Source organism: Yoonia sp. BS5-3, assembly GCF_038069655.2.
Lineage (GTDB): Bacteria > Pseudomonadota > Alphaproteobacteria > Rhodobacterales > Rhodobacteraceae > Yoonia > Yoonia phaeophyticola.
This window is the reverse complement of sequence record NZ_CP150951.2, coordinates 3,225,553-3,242,652: the sequence shown is the minus strand read 5'-3', so window position 1 is coordinate 3,242,652 and position 17,100 is coordinate 3,225,553. Positions and strand designations below refer to the sequence as shown.

At 54.0% G+C, this 17,100-nt stretch carries 12 protein-coding genes; 9 read left to right on the top strand and 3 right to left on the bottom strand.

Annotated elements, in window-relative coordinates:
- Nucleotides 1–98 precede the first annotated feature (98 nt).
- The 3 genes from rpsB to AABB29_RS16425 all read left to right on the top strand — a co-directional run bounded on the left by rpsB (nucleotide 99) and on the right by AABB29_RS16425 (nucleotide 3,272).
- Complete coding sequence (gene rpsB, locus AABB29_RS16435) at nucleotides 99–878, top strand: 30S ribosomal protein S2 (protein WP_341365884.1); 780 nt, start codon at nucleotides 99–101, stop codon at nucleotides 876–878.
- Nucleotides 879–953: 75 nt separating this feature from the next.
- Complete coding sequence (gene tsf / locus AABB29_RS16430) at nucleotides 954–1,826, top strand: translation elongation factor Ts (RefSeq protein ID WP_341365885.1); 873 nt, start codon at nucleotides 954–956, stop codon at nucleotides 1,824–1,826.
- A gap of 498 nt (nucleotides 1,827–2,324) precedes the next feature.
- Nucleotides 2,325–3,272: a glycosyltransferase gene (locus AABB29_RS16425; RefSeq protein WP_341365886.1), complete on the top strand. Its 948-nt coding sequence runs from the start codon at nucleotides 2,325–2,327 to the stop codon at nucleotides 3,270–3,272.
- On the opposite strand, the gene AABB29_RS16420 is transcribed toward AABB29_RS16425, so the two are convergent.
- Nucleotides 3,269–4,030: a LuxR family transcriptional regulator gene (locus AABB29_RS16420; RefSeq protein WP_341365887.1), complete on the bottom strand. Its 762-nt coding sequence runs from the start codon at nucleotides 4,028–4,030 to the stop codon at nucleotides 3,269–3,271. The two genes, AABB29_RS16425 and AABB29_RS16420, sit on opposite strands and share 4 nt — an antisense overlap.
- Nucleotides 4,027–4,473, bottom strand: a complete 447-nt coding sequence (gene aroQ / locus AABB29_RS16415) for a type II 3-dehydroquinate dehydratase (RefSeq protein ID WP_341365888.1) — start codon at nucleotides 4,471–4,473, stop codon at nucleotides 4,027–4,029. The genes AABB29_RS16420 and aroQ overlap by 4 nt, the downstream gene beginning before the upstream one ends.
- Nucleotides 4,474–4,647: 174 nt before the next feature.
- Between aroQ and AABB29_RS16410 the strand changes: the two genes are divergently transcribed.
- Nucleotides 4,648–5,712: a glycosyltransferase family 2 protein gene (locus AABB29_RS16410; protein WP_341365889.1), complete on the top strand. Its 1,065-nt coding sequence runs from the start codon at nucleotides 4,648–4,650 to the stop codon at nucleotides 5,710–5,712.
- On the opposite strand, the gene AABB29_RS16405 is transcribed toward AABB29_RS16410, so the two are convergent.
- Nucleotides 5,709–7,916 carry a glycosyltransferase family 2 protein gene (locus AABB29_RS16405; RefSeq protein ID WP_341365890.1) on the bottom strand — a complete coding sequence of 736 codons (2,208 nt, stop codon included), beginning with the start codon at nucleotides 7,914–7,916 and terminating at the stop codon, nucleotides 5,709–5,711. The two genes, AABB29_RS16410 and AABB29_RS16405, sit on opposite strands and share 4 nt — an antisense overlap.
- 174 nt (nucleotides 7,917–8,090) lie before the next feature.
- On the opposite strand from AABB29_RS16405, the gene AABB29_RS16400 reads away from it, so the two are divergent.
- The 5 genes from AABB29_RS16400 (at nucleotide 8,091) to AABB29_RS16380 (ending at nucleotide 17,032) form a co-directional block, all read left to right on the top strand.
- Complete coding sequence (locus AABB29_RS16400) at nucleotides 8,091–10,301, top strand: hypothetical protein (protein WP_341365891.1); 2,211 nt, start codon at nucleotides 8,091–8,093, stop codon at nucleotides 10,299–10,301.
- Nucleotides 10,302–11,030: 729 nt separating this feature from the next.
- Nucleotides 11,031–12,545, top strand: coding sequence for a hypothetical protein (locus tag AABB29_RS16395; protein WP_341365892.1), 1,515 nt, complete (start codon nucleotides 11,031–11,033; stop codon nucleotides 12,543–12,545).
- Between the two features lie 71 nt (nucleotides 12,546–12,616).
- Nucleotides 12,617–13,783 (top strand): nucleotide sugar dehydrogenase, encoded by a 1,167-nt coding sequence (locus AABB29_RS16390; protein ID WP_341365893.1) that lies wholly within the window; start codon nucleotides 12,617–12,619, stop codon nucleotides 13,781–13,783.
- Nucleotides 13,783–14,811 carry an NAD-dependent epimerase/dehydratase family protein gene (locus AABB29_RS16385; RefSeq protein WP_341365894.1) on the top strand — a complete coding sequence of 343 codons (1,029 nt, stop codon included), beginning with the start codon at nucleotides 13,783–13,785 and terminating at the stop codon, nucleotides 14,809–14,811. Before AABB29_RS16390 ends, AABB29_RS16385 begins: the two co-directional genes overlap by 1 nt.
- Nucleotides 14,812–14,908: 97 nt before the next feature.
- The gene (locus AABB29_RS16380) at nucleotides 14,909–17,032 is read left to right on the top strand and encodes a HAMP domain-containing methyl-accepting chemotaxis protein (protein ID WP_341365895.1); all 2,124 of its coding nucleotides are present in this window, start codon (nucleotides 14,909–14,911) and stop codon (nucleotides 17,030–17,032) included.
- The last annotated feature ends 68 nt before the right edge of the window (nucleotides 17,033–17,100 follow it).

Below are 17,100 nucleotides of genomic sequence, written 5' to 3'. Positions count from 1 at the left end.
GTCCGATGGGGAGACATCCCAAAGGGTCCAACGGTTGTCCCGGAATTCATCCGGGATCTTTCCCCCGCTGAGGCTTGAAACCGGAAAAGGAAAACGACATGGCTCTTCCTGAGTTCACCATGCGTCAGCTGCTTGAAGCAGGCGTACACTTCGGTCACCAGACCGCCCGTTGGAACCCAAAGATGTCACAGTACATCTACGGCTCGCGCAACGGCATCCACATCATGGATCTGACACAGACGGTTCCGCTGCTGGACCAGGCGCTGCAGGTTATCCGCGACACAGTGGCCAAAGGTGGCCGCGTTCTGTTCGTCGGCACCAAGCGCCAGGCCGCCAAGCCGATCATGGAAGCCGCTGAGAAATCCGCGCAGTTCTACATGAACCACCGCTGGTTGGGCGGTACGCTGACCAACTGGCAAACTGTTTCGCAATCCATCAACCGCCTGAAAGCCATTGATGAAGCCGCCGAGACAGGCTTTGGTGGTCTGACCAAGAAAGAACGTCTTGGCATGGAGCGTGAGCAGGGCAAATTGGAAGCCTCGCTTGGCGGTATCCGTGAAATGGGTGGTGTGCCTGATCTGCTGTTCGTCATCGACGTGAACAAAGAAGATCTGGCGATCGCAGAAGCCAAAAAACTGGGTATCCCGGTTGTGGCTGTTGTGGATACAAACTGCTCGCCCGAAGGTGTTGATTACATCATCCCAGGCAATGACGACGCGGCCCGCGCCATCGCGCTTTACACCGATTTGGCTGCACGCGCAGCGCTTGACGGTATGACTGCGCAGCTGGGTGCTGCTGGTGTCGACATGGGCGCCATGGAAGAGCTGGCAGAAGAAGTCGTGGCTGAAGAAGCCGCCGCCGAGGCCGCTGCTGAATAAGCGTCACAAAACAGCCGGGTAGGGGTGCTAGCCCCGCCCGCAGATATTCAATTTCCTCTCACTAGGAGAAGTAACATGGCAATCACCGCTGCAATGGTGAAAGAGCTGCGCGACAGCACAGGCGCAGGCATGATGGACGCCAAAAAGGCGCTGACAGAGAACGACGGTAACATCGAAGCCGCCGTTGATTGGCTTCGCACCAAAGGTCTGGCCAAGGCCGCCAAGAAATCCGGCCGTACGGCTGCCGAAGGTCTGGTGGCTGTGGCCGTCAGCGGCGGCAAAGGTGTCGCGGTTGAGGTGAACTCAGAAACGGATTTTGTGGCCAAAAACGCAGATTTCCAAAAGATGGTTGCTGGCATTGCCCAGACTGCTTTGGGTGTTTCTGATGTGGACGCGTTGAAAGCGGCCGATATGGGCGGCAAATCCGTCGAACAGACGGTTACCGACGCTGTTGCTGTCATTGGGGAAAATATGTCCGTTCGCCGCATGGCTGCCATCGAAGGCGGTACAGTCGTGAACTATGTGCATAATGCTGCCGCTGACGGTATGGGCAATATCGGTGTTCTGGTTGCGATGACCGGCGACAACGAAGCGTTCGGTCGCCAAGTTGCGATGCATATCGCAGCGATGCCGCCAATCGGCATGACAGAAGACGACGTAGATCCAGCTGTGCGCGCACGGGAAAAGGCGGTGTTTGTCGGGCAGGCGCAAGAAGCCGGTAAATCTGAAGCCGGTGTTGAAAGCTGGTCCGAAAAACAAGTTGCTAAATTCATTAAGGAATCGACCCTGATGAACCAAAAGTTCGTCATTGATAACAAAAAGACTGTAGCACAGGCGGCAAAGGAAGCCGGCGTTGCGATTACTGGCTACATTCGTCTCGCTGTCGGCGAAGGTATCGAGAAGGTCGAAGAAGACTTTGCAGCTGAGGTTGCTAAACTGGGCGGCTAAACCTGCTCTTTTGACTAAAAGAAGGCCGCCCGCGGATTGCGAGGCGGCCTTTTATTTTCCGCAGCATTCATATGGGGGCAGTCGATCTGATGGGGAAGGGCGCGGCACCGCGCTCGGAAGACAGGCGGTGCCGCTAAAATGTGTTGTCTGCCCGAATTTCGGGACGAAGGACAGACATATCACAAAGGTGCTGACCCTCTGGGCAAACCCAAAGCGGTCAGCGTCCGGATAACCGGCACGGATATCAGAGCCTTGCAATCTCAAGGGATGCTACCCGCCGTTCCCAGGCCTAAGGCCACCACTCACGGAACAAGGTAAATATGGCAAAATTTGGCGCGTGACAAAAGTCAGGGAAACCTGACCTTGGACGCAATCTCTGAACTTTAGACCTTGCGTCACGAATAATATGATTACGCACGGTGGCTATTTTGCCTGTCCTTGATGGGCTGCTGGAACGCACTTTTCATTTATGTCGCGATATCCCATAAGCTGCTCGATATGACTGTCCCTCCCACGACACAAATCGCCTTCGCGACTGATCAAGCCGGTATCGGGCCATGCGCCTTGGCCATTGATACGGCGCTTCGTGCAACGACCGGGAAGGTCGCTGTCCATCTGTTACATTCGGAACTGGATGAGGGGACCGTCACAGGCATTAAGAACGTTGTCGGAAGTTATCAAGAGGCCGAACTTCACCTGCACCCAATGCAGAAAACCAAGATGCAAGATGTGGCTATCGACCATCTTTATATCACGACAATGACCTTGGCCCGGCTATTGCTGCCTGAGATACTGAATGGCCGCGTGATCTATTTAGATTTCGATACGATCATCCGGGGCGACTTGGCGGCGCTTGCCCAGATTGATTTGCAGGGGCACGTGGCCGCTGCAGTCCGCGACTTTGGCATTGTCGATATGCGCCAATGGGCGCTGCATACGCCCGAAAATGCAAGCGCGAAACATAAACGGCGCGCAGCGCGGGCCAAGAAGCGACTGGCCGATACTGAAGCTCGGATCGGCAAGGGGATGACCGAGGATTACTTTAATGCGGGTGTTCTGCTGCTTGATTGCGATGCAATCTCGAACGATCCTACATTGGCAAAACAGATCCGTGATGTTGAAGCGGCGTCCAAGTTTGAGTTGATGGATCAGGACTGGCTGAATACCGTTCTCAAGGGGCGGGTTCTGCTGATCGATCCAAAATGGAATTCGTTCTGGGGTAACCCAAAATCAGGCACCAGTCGCTATACTGCGGATATGCAAGACACCTACGCGGCTTCGCGCAACGATCCAGCTATCGTCCATTTCAGTGGCCGGTTTAAGCCATGGGACTTCCACCTTTCCCATTACTATTCCCATCGCCGACGTTGGATTTGGCGTTTCCACTGGGCGCAGTTGCGATTTTGGTGGCGCTTACGCAAGGCCAAAGGTCCGGCGAAAGCTTAAGTATCCGCGTCCATCACAAACATTTGGTTGTAAAACGCAGCCTTCAGAACAGCTTGGGCGGTTGTTTCCACATCCAGCGCCTCGCGCGCAAGTCGCAGATGCTTTTCAACCGTCGCTGGCGTCAGATCGAGCAGCAGCGCAATGTCTTGTGTCGTCTTTCCATCGCCGACCCATTGCAACACCTCGCGTTGCCGTTTGGTAAGTTGCCGTTCACCTGAATAGGGAAGCGTGAGCAATTTGAGATGCATGACGTTGTTCATCACAATGATTGCATCACCATATTGCGCCCACGTCTGCTCAACCTGGTCTTGTGTCACACCTGCCTTTGCCGTCAGCGCGATGGCGCCCTTTGTCCGCTCTGAAATTGAGCGGAAGCTGATCGTGTAACCGGCGGTCACATCCATTTGCCGGTTGAATTCCATCACCCGCTTTTCGCTGGCTGTTAGATTGTCGATCCGGCTCATATCCATCATCCAGCGCCAGCTACAGGCGCCATTATTGGCAAGCGCCCAGTTCAGCATTGGGGCATGATAATAAAGGCCCTCATCGAAGAAAACTTTCATATATTCAGGACTTTGCGTCGACAAAAGCACCCAGTCCTGCGGGTCTCCCAATGAACTGGAGGTCCTGTAACGCGTGAAGCCATACATCAGGCGATCAAAACCATAATGCCGCATCTGCCGGGTGTGGATATCCCACAGCTCTTCGACGGTACGTGCATTGGTCAGCTTATCAAGTTGTGTGACTAACTCGCTCATTGGGGGTCTCCGAGGTAACTTACCAGCGCATCAAGTGCGAGCGGGTAGCCTGCAGCACCAAAGCCGCAAATTTGGCCGACTGCAACCGGGGCGATAAAAGATTTATGTCGAAATTCTTCGCGTGCATGAATATTAGACAGATGTAGCTCAACAACAGGCAACATGGTTGACGATATCGCATCCATGAGCGCCACAGAGGTATGTGTGTAAGCCCCCGCATTCAAGATGACACCAGCATGCACACCGCGCGCAGCATGGAGCGCGTCTATCATGGCGCCTTCATGATTGCTTTGCATGAATGTCAGCTCCACACCTAGTTCAGCCGCTTTGGCAGCGCAAAGCGCCTCAATATCGGCAAGGGTCGTGGGGCCGTACACCTCTGGCTGGCGAGTACCAAGAAGGTTTAGGTTGGGCCCGTTCAGAATGAGGATTGAATGCGTCATAGCGCTGATCTAACAGCTTTGACCGGTTGATCAAAACAGAAATATTCAGCTCCGAAACCTGAGTTTCGAACTGTTTCCGATCCGCATCGGCTGGCTGTAGCCCTTGCGATTTGATGCGCAGGCAGGCTAGATCGCCACAAAGCAGCGCAAACTGTTGATCGGAGCCCCAAAATCATGCGCGTTCTAGTCATCACGACGATGCGAAATGAGGCCCCGTTTGTGCTCGAATGGATCGCCTACCATCAGCACATTGGGGTGACCGATTTTCTGATCTACAGCAATGATTGCGCAGACGGCACGGATTTGCTGCTTGATCGGCTGGAAGCGCGTGGCATCATCAGTCATGTGCGCAATCATGCGGGCGGTAAGAAGACGGTTCAATGGCGGGCGCTCAGCAAAGCCCGTAATCACGTATTGGCCCAGAATGCCGATTGGGTCTATGTCGCGGATGTTGATGAATTTTTGTGTATTCATGCAGGTGGCGGCCATTTGCATGATTTGATGGCAGCGGCGCCAGATGCCGAAGGCTTTGCAATTCCTTGGCGCATGTTCGGCAATAACGGCGTGCAGGCTTTCGAAGACGCGCCTATTTTAGGGCAATTCACCAGAGCGGCTCCAGAGCGGCTGCTGTGGCCGTGGCGCGCGGTGCAGTTCAAATCCCTTTATCGAAACGATCCGCGATATGACCGGTTGGGGGTGCACAAGCCCCGCATCCGGGAAAGGGAAAAAGCCGGGCATTGGGTGGATGGCAACGGCGCTGCAATGCCGGCTGTTCCAGGTACGGTGGCCCTAACCACGGGCGATCGCTACGCATTGGCCCAGATCAACCATTATGCCGTCGGCGCGATGGACAGCTTTTTGGTTAAATCCGCCCGAGGAAAGCCAAACCACAGCAGCGATCCGATTGATCTGGCCTATTGGGCAGACCGAAATTTCAACGACATGGAAGACAAACGCATCCTGCGCCACCTTCCGGCAGTTGAAGAGCGCCTCGCGGATCTGCGCAGCGATGCAGAAACGGCCCGTCTTCATGATGCGGGCGTTGCCTGGCGCAAGGCGAAAATCGCCGAGTTGATGCGCCAGAGCGACAGTTTTTACCTGATGGCACGGCTGCAGCAGATGCCACCGACCAAGGTTTTACCGATGCAGATGCAGCGCCAATTGTTACGCCAGCTGGGTGTTGTTCGAAAGCTGCAGGCAGAGCGCCGCGCCAGGGCTGAAGAGGATAAGCCGCTTTAATGCGTCGTCTCACCTTGCATTTCGACGGTAAAAAACCAATCGGCATCTGGATCCCGCTCAAGGATTTCATCGGGAATAACGTCTGGACCGGAAAGAAACACGTTGGCCCCGAAATGCGGCAGCAAGCGCGATAGTTGCTCCATACGCGGGCTGGTGAGTACCTCAAAAAACGCAGCGTAGTTCGTCGCCTGGCGCAACGCTGTGATTTTGGCGCGATGGCAGGCAACCGCATGTGCATGCGCTGCGGCAATTTCTGGGTCATCCATCAGCCTGTTCAACTGGGCCTGCATCATCGGCAATCGCGACTGGATTGAGCGATCTTGCATGACATTATGGTTCATACGAAACCAATAGGACAGGCCCTGATCACGATCCACATGGTTGACCCGGCCCCGATCCCGCTTAACCAGAAAACTCTCGGCCGAGCGCACGGCATAATGATTTAGCTGCACCAAATCATAGCCGTAAGTTTCGGTTGTTGAGCGCCAGCCATTGCGGAACATGTCGCGGGGCAGGGGCACACCTGACCCATTTACCCAATGGATGTCTTCCCATAGCTGCGGGTTCAGCCCTTTGGGCCTATGTACGCCGAGTTTTTTAAAGATCCCGTTATTGGCAAAGAGTGTCTTAAAACCCCAGGCCTGATGCGGTTTTCGGGCAAGCTCAGGCGCGCAGTGCAGGAACTGGCGCGTAATCGGCTCGTCGGTAAAATCATGCACATCAGCGTTGCCAAAAAGTCGCCAGGTCATCGCGATCATGTTTGCATCGGGAACGGCCGCAAAGAGAGCATCCAGCGTGCCGTCACCCGTCTTAATGTTCACATATTCATCAACATCGATGCAGGTGACCCATTTCGCTTGCTGAATAAGCGGCTCATCCTCTGCCATTTGCAAGGCGGCATGCTGTGGCTTCAGGTCCATTTTGCGGAACTGGTTCACCCGATGTTGAACAAAGCCTTTGCGCATCAGCAGCTCAAGCATGACGTCGGTGCCATCGTCACAATCATTCGTATAGACAAGAATATCGTCAAATCCGATGGCTCGGTGGTAGGCCAGCCATTCCAGAATGAACGGCCCTTCATTTTTCATGGTCGTCACAATCGCCCGGCGGCCGCGCCCTTCAGGCAGTTTGATGGCAGCCAGTTTTGGCACGCGGATTGGGTCATGGCCGAAATAATCGCGGGCCTGAGATAGTAGGGCCTGATCTTCGATCAATGATGTTTTGGGCACGATCTTTGAAATGCTGTCGGTCGGATGACGCAGTGCCATATGCCGGTAAAACGCTTGGCGGTGTTCGGGGTCTGCAGTTGCATTGCCAATCCGCAGCATTCGCCAAACCGCATCCGTGGGGGCCTTTGCTGGGGCGATACACCAACGCGTGCGCCCGCCTGACGCATCGAATTGCACGCAGATATGATCGGCAAAAAGCGTCCGCTTACCGCTGCGCACCCGCCATGGGTAGCAATGCTGCCCAGTCAATGGGATCACGCCTTCTTTGGCGGCAATGGCCGCGTCAAAAACGGTGTCATTCTGTTTTGGGATCAGGTCATGTACATCAACATGTGCGACAGCCCGGGCCTCGGCCAAAAAACGGGTTTTCGCAATCTCAAACCAGGTCAACGCGGCCAAGGGTGCGGCCCACGGGGCCGGGGCGGGCACTGTCATTCTGTCTTTGCCAGGTGCCTCTGGGACGCAAAATGGATGGGCTTCTGCGGGAAGATCCCGTTTGCCAAGCGGTAGGTCACTGCTGACCAAGACGACTTTGCACGGCATTTTTTGCTTGCGCAGACCGACCTGCAACTTTTTGGCAAATGCTGTGTCACTGCCGGGCTTTGCACGGTCAAGGATGACGGCAGATTGAAGCCCCTGCTGCTGCTGATGATAGCTGAGCCAATCCAGCACCGTCTCGGCGCTTTCGCCATTGCGGGTGGCCAGGATGGCATTCTCACCCTCAAACAGGTCTGTTTCCGTCTCGGCCAATGTCAGCGTGACGCTTTGATCGGCAAAGGCGAAGACCGGTTTGACGCCTTGGGGCACGCGGTAGGTTTGTATCGGTGCGCCGCCGATCACGCGCGTATGGATCAATTCTGCGCCTTTTGGGGGCGTGATGGTCGTGCCCAGCACATCTGCTTCAAAAAACAAACTGACAAGACGGCTATCGCCCTCAACCCGTTCAACGGCATCAAGCAGGACGCAATTATCCATCTTGCGACCGGCAAGGCGGCGTGTGATGACCTCAGGCGTCATTGAGGCAACACAGCAATTGGAACAGTGGTTTCATGAACGCAAAGCGATCCCGGGTCTTGAGGTTACGATCTGATTGGTCAATCATTTGCTGCGTTCTTGAATGATCTTGGCCGTGCAAACAAGGAATAACACATGACACGCACACGCGAGGTCGGCACGCTTTGGATCGGGGGCGCGCTAAGTTGGATGGAACAGCTTTGCCTGAAATCCTTTGTTGATAAGGGCCAAAAGATCACGCTGTTTTCCTATGAAGATATCCCCAACGTTCCGGCGGGCGTTATCCGCCGCGATGGGCGCGAGATTATCGATACCGATGATTTCATCAAATACGAACAAAAGAACAGCTACGCCTTATTCGCGGATTGGTTCCGGCTGCATATGATCCATCAAAACCCGGGGATGATCTGGATCGACACCGACGTCTATTGTCATCGGCCAATGGATTACGACAGTGATTATGTAATGGGCTTTGAGCTTCCGGGCGAACATAGGGTCAATAATGCGGTGCTGGGACTACCTGCGGATAGCGACATGCTGACCCAGATGCTGGCATTTACCGAAGATCGCAGCTCAATCGCGCCTTTCTTGCCAAAAGGGCGGCAAGCCAAAATGCGCAAACTGGCTGCGGCTGGCAAACCGCAACATGTCTCTGAACAGCCATGGGGTGTTTGGGGGCCGCTGATGATTACCCACTATGTCCATGCGCTAGGGCTGCAGGATAAGGTGATGCCGCTCAACGCATTTTATCCAATCACGTTTCGCGAGCGGCTGAAATTTCTGCGTAAAAGCACTGTGGCAGAAGGTCTGATGACGGATGAAACCACCGCATTGCATCTTTGGGCCTCGAATAAACGTCAGCTGGGCCGGCTGCATGATGGTATTCCGCCCAAGGGCAGCTATCTTGAAAAGCTGATTGAAAAGCATGGGATCAACCCCCACTTGGCACCGATCAAGGGGCGCGGCACGGCCACTTTTGATGCGGGCTTGATAGAGGCGCTGGATATTGATGACGTTTCAGTTGTGGCAGATATCTCAGGTGGGGCACGGTCATTTGTACTGGCGCTGCATCACAAGTTTGACTGCGATATTCAGCTGGTAAACACCAACCGGCGCGGCGTGATCGGCGAAGAGCCCGCAGCTTGGATCCCCGATTATACGGCCTTTCTTGTCTCAAATGATGTTGACGAAACCCGTATCCAGATTGTCAACGACGCAGCAGATCTGCGCCCGGTTGATGTGCTGTGCAATCTGTCGGGCTTCGGCGATCAATATAAAACCGGGTTTTTGCAGAAATTCGTAGATCACTGTTTGCATTCCAATACCCGGCTTTTCATGGACATCCGCAAAGGCTCGGGCGCGTTTCCGTTTTTGCGCAATGTGGGGAAGGCCGATCAGCTCTCGACCCGCACCGATGGTGCTGCCCAGATCACACGGGTTTGTGTGACCCCAAAGCCGCCGGAACCGGCCGATGCAGAGGCGGGATGGGATCAGATTGCGACCGAGCTGGCAGGGCAGGACGGCTGGTATCGACCTGGAACCAATGGTCATAGTTTCCTCTACACGCGGCGCAGCATGGATACGCTGGTTGTCACATTTGACAATCTGGATATTGCGATGACCAAACGGACGGACCGGCGGCCATGGGGCTATAGCTTTATCAAAGATCAGGGCTGGTCGATGCTTGGCGTCTTGGCCGGTGGCTGGACGTGGTATCGCGAACCTTGGGTCTATGATCAGTTCGACCAGCTGAAAGCCGATGGTTTCTTTGATCAATTCAAACGCGTCGTCTTTTACGGTGCGTCAATGGGGGGCTATGCAGCCTGCGCGTTTTCACCCTCCGCACCGGGTTGCGACGTGGTTGCGATATCCCCCCAATCAACCGTCGACAAAACCGTCGTACCTTGGGAGACGCGCTATAAAGTCGTTTGGAAACGGGACTTTACAGGCCCATACGGCGATGCAGCCACCGTCAGCCGGGCCGCGCGGCGCGTGTCGATCCTTTATGATCCGTATGAGCCACTTGATGCCCAACATGCAGCACGCTTCACAAATGACAACGTCACACATCTGCGCGCACCGTTGCTGGGGCATAGGTTGGGAAGCTCACTCAATCAGATGGGGATACTCAGCCCAATCATCCTTGGGGCGTTGGATGGGACTCTAAGCCCGCTTGATTACTACAAATTGCTGCGCGCCCGCAAAGGATCGGTCCGGTATCAACGTGAATTGTTCAATCGCACGGTTGCAAAGGGGCATCTACCGCTGGCCCGGTCGCTGGGTGCGCATATCCTCAAGAAAAACCCAAACCGGGCGGTCCGGCGAGGATTGGCAGGTTTGGACTAAGCGCTCAGCCTGCGATCAGCGTCCTATTTTGGCTGCGGTTGAGCGAGGCTTTTTGACATTAACACAGGCCGCAAGGCAGCTGCTGTCTCGGCGATCGCCGTATCAAGATCACCATCAGTTGCGATTTGAATAACTGGTACACCGCGCGCCGTCATGTTTTTTCTGGCGCGCAAGAGAAGGTTTTGACGATGGGCCAATGTCTGAACATCGCCATGTGCTTTGGTGATCCTGCGTGCAATGAACTCAGGCGATTGACCCGATTTGTCCCGCTCCTGAAGACGCGCCTGGGCACGGGCAAAGCTCTGATCGGCAGACAGACACAAATGTATGATGGCGGTTGGCAGAGGCATCGCCGCGCAGAAGCGACCGAACAATGCATTATGATCACCGCTACCGCGTGAGATCAGATAGACGGCCCGGTGCTCAAACCTTCTCGAGTAGTGTATAGCGGATGACCCGCTCGAGATAATGTCCAACAAATTGCCGGGTTCGAAAGGGGTTCTCATCAACACCACTTCGCATAGCGCAATTTAGCCGTTGCGGGGATAGCTGTTTGCGTAGTCTCGATGGATTATTCCGTCAATGGCACGCGAAGACTGGCATCAAGGCGTTTTGCAGCTTAAAACCGCGTGACGAAACCGACAAAGGCCACAGCGTTTGACCACATATGCTCGACAGCTTTGCAGCGACAATAATATCAGCTTTACATAAACCTTCCGCTATCAATATGTGATTAGTCCGACCCCGCAAAGTCTGCCGGGCTTTATCACCGGCACTTGCGGCGGCTTCTGGGTCAGCTCGGGCGAAGCATTGCGCCGGGTGCCGCTGTTGGACCGAAATGGCGTCCGATTTGGGGTTTGCCTGGGTATCGCGGTCGATCACAACGGCAGCCTGCCAGAAGAATATTTTGCCGAAAATTTTGACAGCACTGCTGCGCAGGCCTTGGATGCGCTTGAAGGCTATCTGCCTATCCTTTCAGGACGATACGCCCTGATCACGCATTTGTCTGATCGCACCTATTTTCATTGTGACCCTGTCGGGATGATCGGTGCTGTTTATGCACCAGAGACCGGGCGCGTCGCCTCTAGCACGTTCTTATGTATTGACCGCCCGGTAGAATGGCACCCGCTTTATGATCACGATAGGGTTCAAGCAGGCGACGGAAGCTATGGTTTTTCGCATACGTGTGATACCGGCGTTCACCGAATGAACGCTAACCACCGTCTAGAGCTAGATAGCCTCGAAACAAAACGGTTTTGGCCTCGCGAAAGCGACATATTCTCAGCTCCGGAGAGCAGCAATCAGCCCATCTATGACGAAATAATTTTAGCGATACGCGCGATAATGAGTCGCATGACAACATTGGGCCACACATCTCTGCCTTTGTCGGGAGGGAACGACAGTCGCATATTGATGGCGCTGGCTGGTGATGGTGTTCTCGAAAACATTGACCAAGTTTTCTCCCACATAAACAACTATGCAAATAGACGCGACGCGCAGGTTGCCGCGTCTCTATGTCAGGCGAAGAAAGTAAGCCATGAGGTGCACGACAGAAAAAAAATTACTGTAAAGCGATACATTAGACGCCTTGCAGGACGACAATTTCGAATAGCTTCAGGGGTCTTTGCATCTACTCCGAAGGAAATTGAGAATGGGCTTTTCTTGAATGTGAAAGCCGACTCCGTGGTCATGCGCGGCCATCATACAAATATTTTGAGAGGGCAATATATTGTCACCTCCAACCTGAAACAGCGGGCGAAACCAGACTGGCAGATAAGGCAAATGCGGCTGGCCGGTCGCAGTGTATCCAAAAGAGAGCACATTCATGCTTTCGAGTCCTTCTTCTGGAAGTACTACGACGATCTTCCTGTAAATGCTCGGAATCGTTCAGTTGACATGATGTTGTTTGAAACTCGGGTTCCAAATGTGCTTGGAACCTTGTTCCCTGGGCAGCATCATGCGTTCTTTCTATCGCCATTCAACAGCCGCAGGTTGGTGCAAATTTCAATGCAGCCGGACACGGCCTACCGCCTAACCAATGCCCCGACGACCGACCTGCTTTTGCGGGCGGACCCGGTCCTTGCGGCCTTACCATTCGCCTACGAGTTGCCAGCCGATCTGACCGAGACGCCAGAGGCATTTACCAAACGCCAATCGCGTCTTACCAAGGGGCTCGAAAGATATGTGGATATCTTTGGCGACGAACCGCCCTTCAGTCCTGACGATATCACGCCACTGGGCTGACAAACGGATTGTTGATTGGAACGGCTTCCTGTAATCAAGCGCGCATCGTCTCGTGGAAGGGTTCGCCTGCTATGAAAATTGCTGTTGCTGGGTTGGGGTATGTCGGGCTTTCCAATGCGATTTTGCTGGCGCAGCAAAACACTGTCGTAGCCTTTGATATTGACGAGACCAGGGTTGAAGCGATCAATAAGGGCCGCTCAACAGTCGAAGATCCTCTGACGGATGGCTATCTTGCGGATACGCATCTGGATCTGTCAGCAACGACCAATGCTGTGGATGCGATGAAGGATGCTGCGTTCATTCTTGTGGCAACACCTACAAATTACGATCCCAAGACCAACCTTTTTGACACCAGAAGTGTTGAGGCTGTGGTGGCTCAAGCGCGCGACGTCGCACCGGAAGCGGTCATCGTCATTAAGTCAACGGTTCCAGTGGGTTTCACGCGAAAGCTAAAAGATGACTTTAACTATGATCACATCATCTTTTCCCCAGAATTCCTCCGCGAAGGGCGGGCGCTTGAGGATAATTTGCACCCCTCACGGATCGTTGTTGGCGCGCATACCGAGGCAGGCCGGCAATTTGCACAGCTCTTGGTCGACGGTGCGATCCGAAAGGACATGCCCGTCCTGTTCACCAAAGCGACGGAAGCAGAGGCAATCAAGCTGTTTGCCAACACATTTCTTGCGATGCGCGTCGCCTATTTTAACGAGCTAGACAGCTATGCCATCGCCCATGACTTGGATGCGCGTGAAGTGATTGAGGGGGTCAGCCTCGATCCGCGTATTGGCGGCCACTACAATAACCCTTCATTTGGTTATGGGGGCTATTGCTTACCCAAAGACACCAAGCAGTTGTTGTCCAATTACGATCAAGTACCCCAGAATTTGATTGCTGCAATTGTTGACAGCAACCGCACCCGTAAGGACTTTATCGCCGATCAGATCATCGCGAAAAACCCAAAGACAGTAGGGGTTTACCGGCTGGTTATGAAAGCCGGTTCTGACAATTTCCGCGACAGCTCGATCCAGGGCATTATGAAGCGGATCAAGGCAAAGGGCATTACCTGCACGGTTTACGAGCCCGTGCTTGATGCAGATCATTTCTTTCACAGTGAGGTGGTCAAGGATCTGGAAAGTTTTAAGGATGGTGCGGATTTGATCCTCGCAAACCGGGTTACCGACGATATTCGCGACGTCGCGGATAAGGTCTTTACCCGCGATCTGTTTGAGGTGGACTGATGTCTGACCAAACGGTGCTTGTAACAGGTGCGGCCGGGTTCATCGGTTTTCATTTATCCCAGCTTTTACTGGGGCAGGGGCACCGGGTGATCGGTATTGATAATCACAATGATTATTACGATCCCGGCTTGAAATCGGCTAGAGAGTCGCAGCTTTTGGGTGATGCGTGTTACACTGGTATCGTCGGCTCTGTCGAAGATGCTGGGTTTCTCTTGGATGTTTTTGCCAAACATAGACCCGACATCGTCGTGCATCTTGCTGCCCAAGCGGGCGTCCGTCACTCAATAGAAAACCCGCGTAGTTATACGCAGTCTAATCTGATCGGCTCTTTCGAACTGCTTGAAGCTGCCCGCGCGCATCCGCCGCAACATTTGCTGATGGCCTCGACCAGCTCGGTTTACGGGGCGAATACGGCGATGCCTTACGGGGAATTGGACAAGGTCGATCTGCCAATGTCCTATTATGCGGCGACCAAGAAAGCGACCGAAGCGATGTCGCATAGCTACGCGCATCTATTTGATATCCCGACCACAATATTTCGCTTCTTTACAGTCTATGGCCCGTGGGGTCGACCGGACATGTCGCCTTACCTTTTCACGCAGGCCATCCTCGAAGGGCGGCCAATCAACGTGTTCAATCACGGCGATATGATGCGCGATTTTACATATGTGGGCGATTTGGTACGGGCAATCTTTCTGCTGTTTGACGCCATTCCGGGGCAGGGGGCAACAACTGAGAAAGACAGCCTTTCACCGGTTGCGCCGTGGCGTGTCGTGAATATCGGGAATGGCCATCCCGTACAGCTTGGGGCCTTTATCGAAGCGATTGAACAGGCTTGTGGTATCACGGCAGAGAAGAACATGCTCCCGATGCAGCCCGGAGACGTACAAGCGACTTGGGCGGAAAACAGGCTGCTACATGCATTGACAGGATACACGCCTCAGACTGAGATCGGCGACGGAGCCCGCGCTTATGTCAATTGGCATCGGTCCTATTACGGTCAACAAAATGCGTTTCGTGAAGCCTGATAGATCAGGTGCTTGGCCTTATCCTCAAAGGCATTCACCCAATCTCAATCTCATGGGGCTAGGGTCACCTATCGAACACCACTGATAGGCTGCCCACATGTCGTCGATTTCCGTCACGAACCGTATAAATATTGGCTACGCGTTATTGACCTGCGCCATACTGTCCCTCGCCGGGATGGCCTATGTCGCGGTAAACCAACTGGGCAAAAGCTATCAGGACTACCGATCGACAACCCAACAGACACTGCTCATCAGCGGTTTGGTAAGTGATATCGTTGATGGGCGCGCGGCGGCCCTAAAATACCGCATAACGCCGAGCGATGCTCTAGATGCGGAGGTGCGGCGAAATTTTGACGCTGTAGCGGTGAAAGCAACTGATCCGCTTGTCGCGACCGCACCTGAAGCAGTCCAGTCCGAAATCGCGAATGTTGCGTCTATGGCGGTGCAATATCAATCTGCGTTTAATGAAACCGTGCGGCTCAGGTCCAAGATCACACAAACGGCCACGCAGGTCCAAGCACATTACGACGCCGTTATCGCGGCGTTGTGGGAGCTCGAAAATGTGGGCCGACCGGGGCAAAGTTTCAATGACATTTTGGCGGAAAGTACGCAGCGGACAACAATCCTGACAAACCTGCAATTGGGGCATGAAGCGGCAGAACGTTACGTTGCCAATGGCGATCCATCCCAACTTGAAGCCAGCAATATAGCATTTGACGAGGCAAGCGCATCGCTGCGTGAAATGGATAGCTCTGGTGGGTCGACGGAAGAGCCGTGGATGGTTGAGGTCGCAACGCATGTTGAAGCGGGCTTAGCTGCTATAACAGCCTTGAAGGACAGTCTGGACGTGACCCAAGCCGATTGGAATATGGTCGGCGAAGCGAACGAAGCTGTGCTTGATGTTGTTGGTCCGGCAATGAAGCAGAGTCTTGAGGCCGCCGTGAGCCGCATCGTAACAACGCAAGAAAACCTCGGCGCAGCGGGGCAATCAGTTGTGGACCGGGTTCTTAGCCTGACACCAATGATCGGGGGCGCCGCATTTATTCTGGCAATTTTGATTGCCTTTGCGATTGGCCGTTGGGTCACGGTACCTTTGCGGACACTTGCAAAAACCACACAAGCGTTGGCCGATGGAAACACGAGCGTCATGATCGAAGGTCGCGAGCATAAGCATGAATTGGGGCAAATGGCGCGTGCGCTCAATGTCTTTCGCGATACGATTGAAAGGGATCATGAGACCGCGGTCCGCACCGCACAGGAAAACGCAGAACAGGAACTGGTTGTTACAACCTTATCAAATGCGCTGAAGGCCTTAGCTGATGGAAATCTTGATAAGCGTCTGAACCAGAAATTCAAAGACAGCTATGAACCCTTGCGTCTGAATTTCAATACGACCCTTGACCGTCTCGAAGAGACAATGCAGCACGTCATATCAGCAGCCAAAGCGGTTGAAAGTGGCGTCGGCAAGATTAACAATGCTTCTCAAGACTTGTCAGAACGAACCGCAAACCAAGCGGCCACGCTGGAACAATCTGCTGCGGCCTTAGACGAGCTTACCGTCAGCATCAAATCATCGGCCGAACAAAATAAGGAAGTTGATCACACCGTGCAGCAGGCCAGGCAAGAGGCAAAAGCCAGCGAAGCGGTTGTCAGCGATGCTGTGATGGCTATGGGCAGAATAGAGGAATCCTCCGCCCAGATATCCCAAATCACCGATGTCATTTCGGATATTTCCTTTCAAACCAACCTCCTGGCGCTCAATGCTGGTGTAGAGGCCGCCCGCGCCGGTGAAGCGGGACGCGGCTTTGCCGTGGTCGCCTCTGAAGTGCGCGCGCTTGCACAACGATCATCCGAAGCCGCACGGGAGGTCTCTGACCTTATTGAGAAAAGCACCAGCGAGGTCGCCGAGGGCACCAAGCTTGTCAATCATGCTGGCGATGCCCTGGTCAAAATCGTCGCCGCCGTGGACAGCGTCTCACAGCTAATCAGTGAAATCACATCACGATCGGCCGAACAGGCAACCGGGCTGACCGAAATCAACGTTGGCATTAATATGCTCGATGAAGTTACGCAAAAAAATGCGGGCATGGTAGACATGTCCTTTGCCCAGGGGCAGCGCCTTGTGACAGAGGCGCAGCGGCTCGAGGAACTGATCAATCAGTTTCAGATCACCCACAGCGGAACTGGATCGTCTTCACCTAGACTTGCATTGAGTGCATAAGCAAATCATGCGCATGCGCGAAAAGTGATTTTGTGACCTTTGGGTGAGACGCAAGTTACATTTCTTAG

Coding starts and splice junctions, on each gene's coding strand:
- AABB29_RS16405 (WP_341365890.1), bottom strand. CDS start 7,916: ATGGATAATTGCGTCCTGCTTGATGCCGTTGAACGGGTTGAGGGCGAT.
- tsf (WP_341365885.1), top strand. CDS start 954: ATGGCAATCACCGCTGCAATGGTGAAAGAGCTGCGCGACAGCACAGGC.
- AABB29_RS16380 (WP_341365895.1), top strand. CDS start 14,909: ATGTCGTCGATTTCCGTCACGAACCGTATAAATATTGGCTACGCGTTA.
- AABB29_RS16425 (WP_341365886.1), top strand. CDS start 2,325: ATGACTGTCCCTCCCACGACACAAATCGCCTTCGCGACTGATCAAGCC.
- rpsB (WP_341365884.1), top strand. CDS start 99: ATGGCTCTTCCTGAGTTCACCATGCGTCAGCTGCTTGAAGCAGGCGTA.
- AABB29_RS16420 (WP_341365887.1), bottom strand. CDS start 4,030: ATGAGCGAGTTAGTCACACAACTTGATAAGCTGACCAATGCACGTACC.
- aroQ (WP_341365888.1), bottom strand. CDS start 4,473: ATGACGCATTCAATCCTCATTCTGAACGGGCCCAACCTAAACCTTCTT.
- AABB29_RS16410 (WP_341365889.1), top strand. CDS start 4,648: ATGCGCGTTCTAGTCATCACGACGATGCGAAATGAGGCCCCGTTTGTG.
- AABB29_RS16400 (WP_341365891.1), top strand. CDS start 8,091: ATGACACGCACACGCGAGGTCGGCACGCTTTGGATCGGGGGCGCGCTA.
- AABB29_RS16390 (WP_341365893.1), top strand. CDS start 12,617: ATGAAAATTGCTGTTGCTGGGTTGGGGTATGTCGGGCTTTCCAATGCG.
- AABB29_RS16385 (WP_341365894.1), top strand. CDS start 13,783: ATGTCTGACCAAACGGTGCTTGTAACAGGTGCGGCCGGGTTCATCGGT.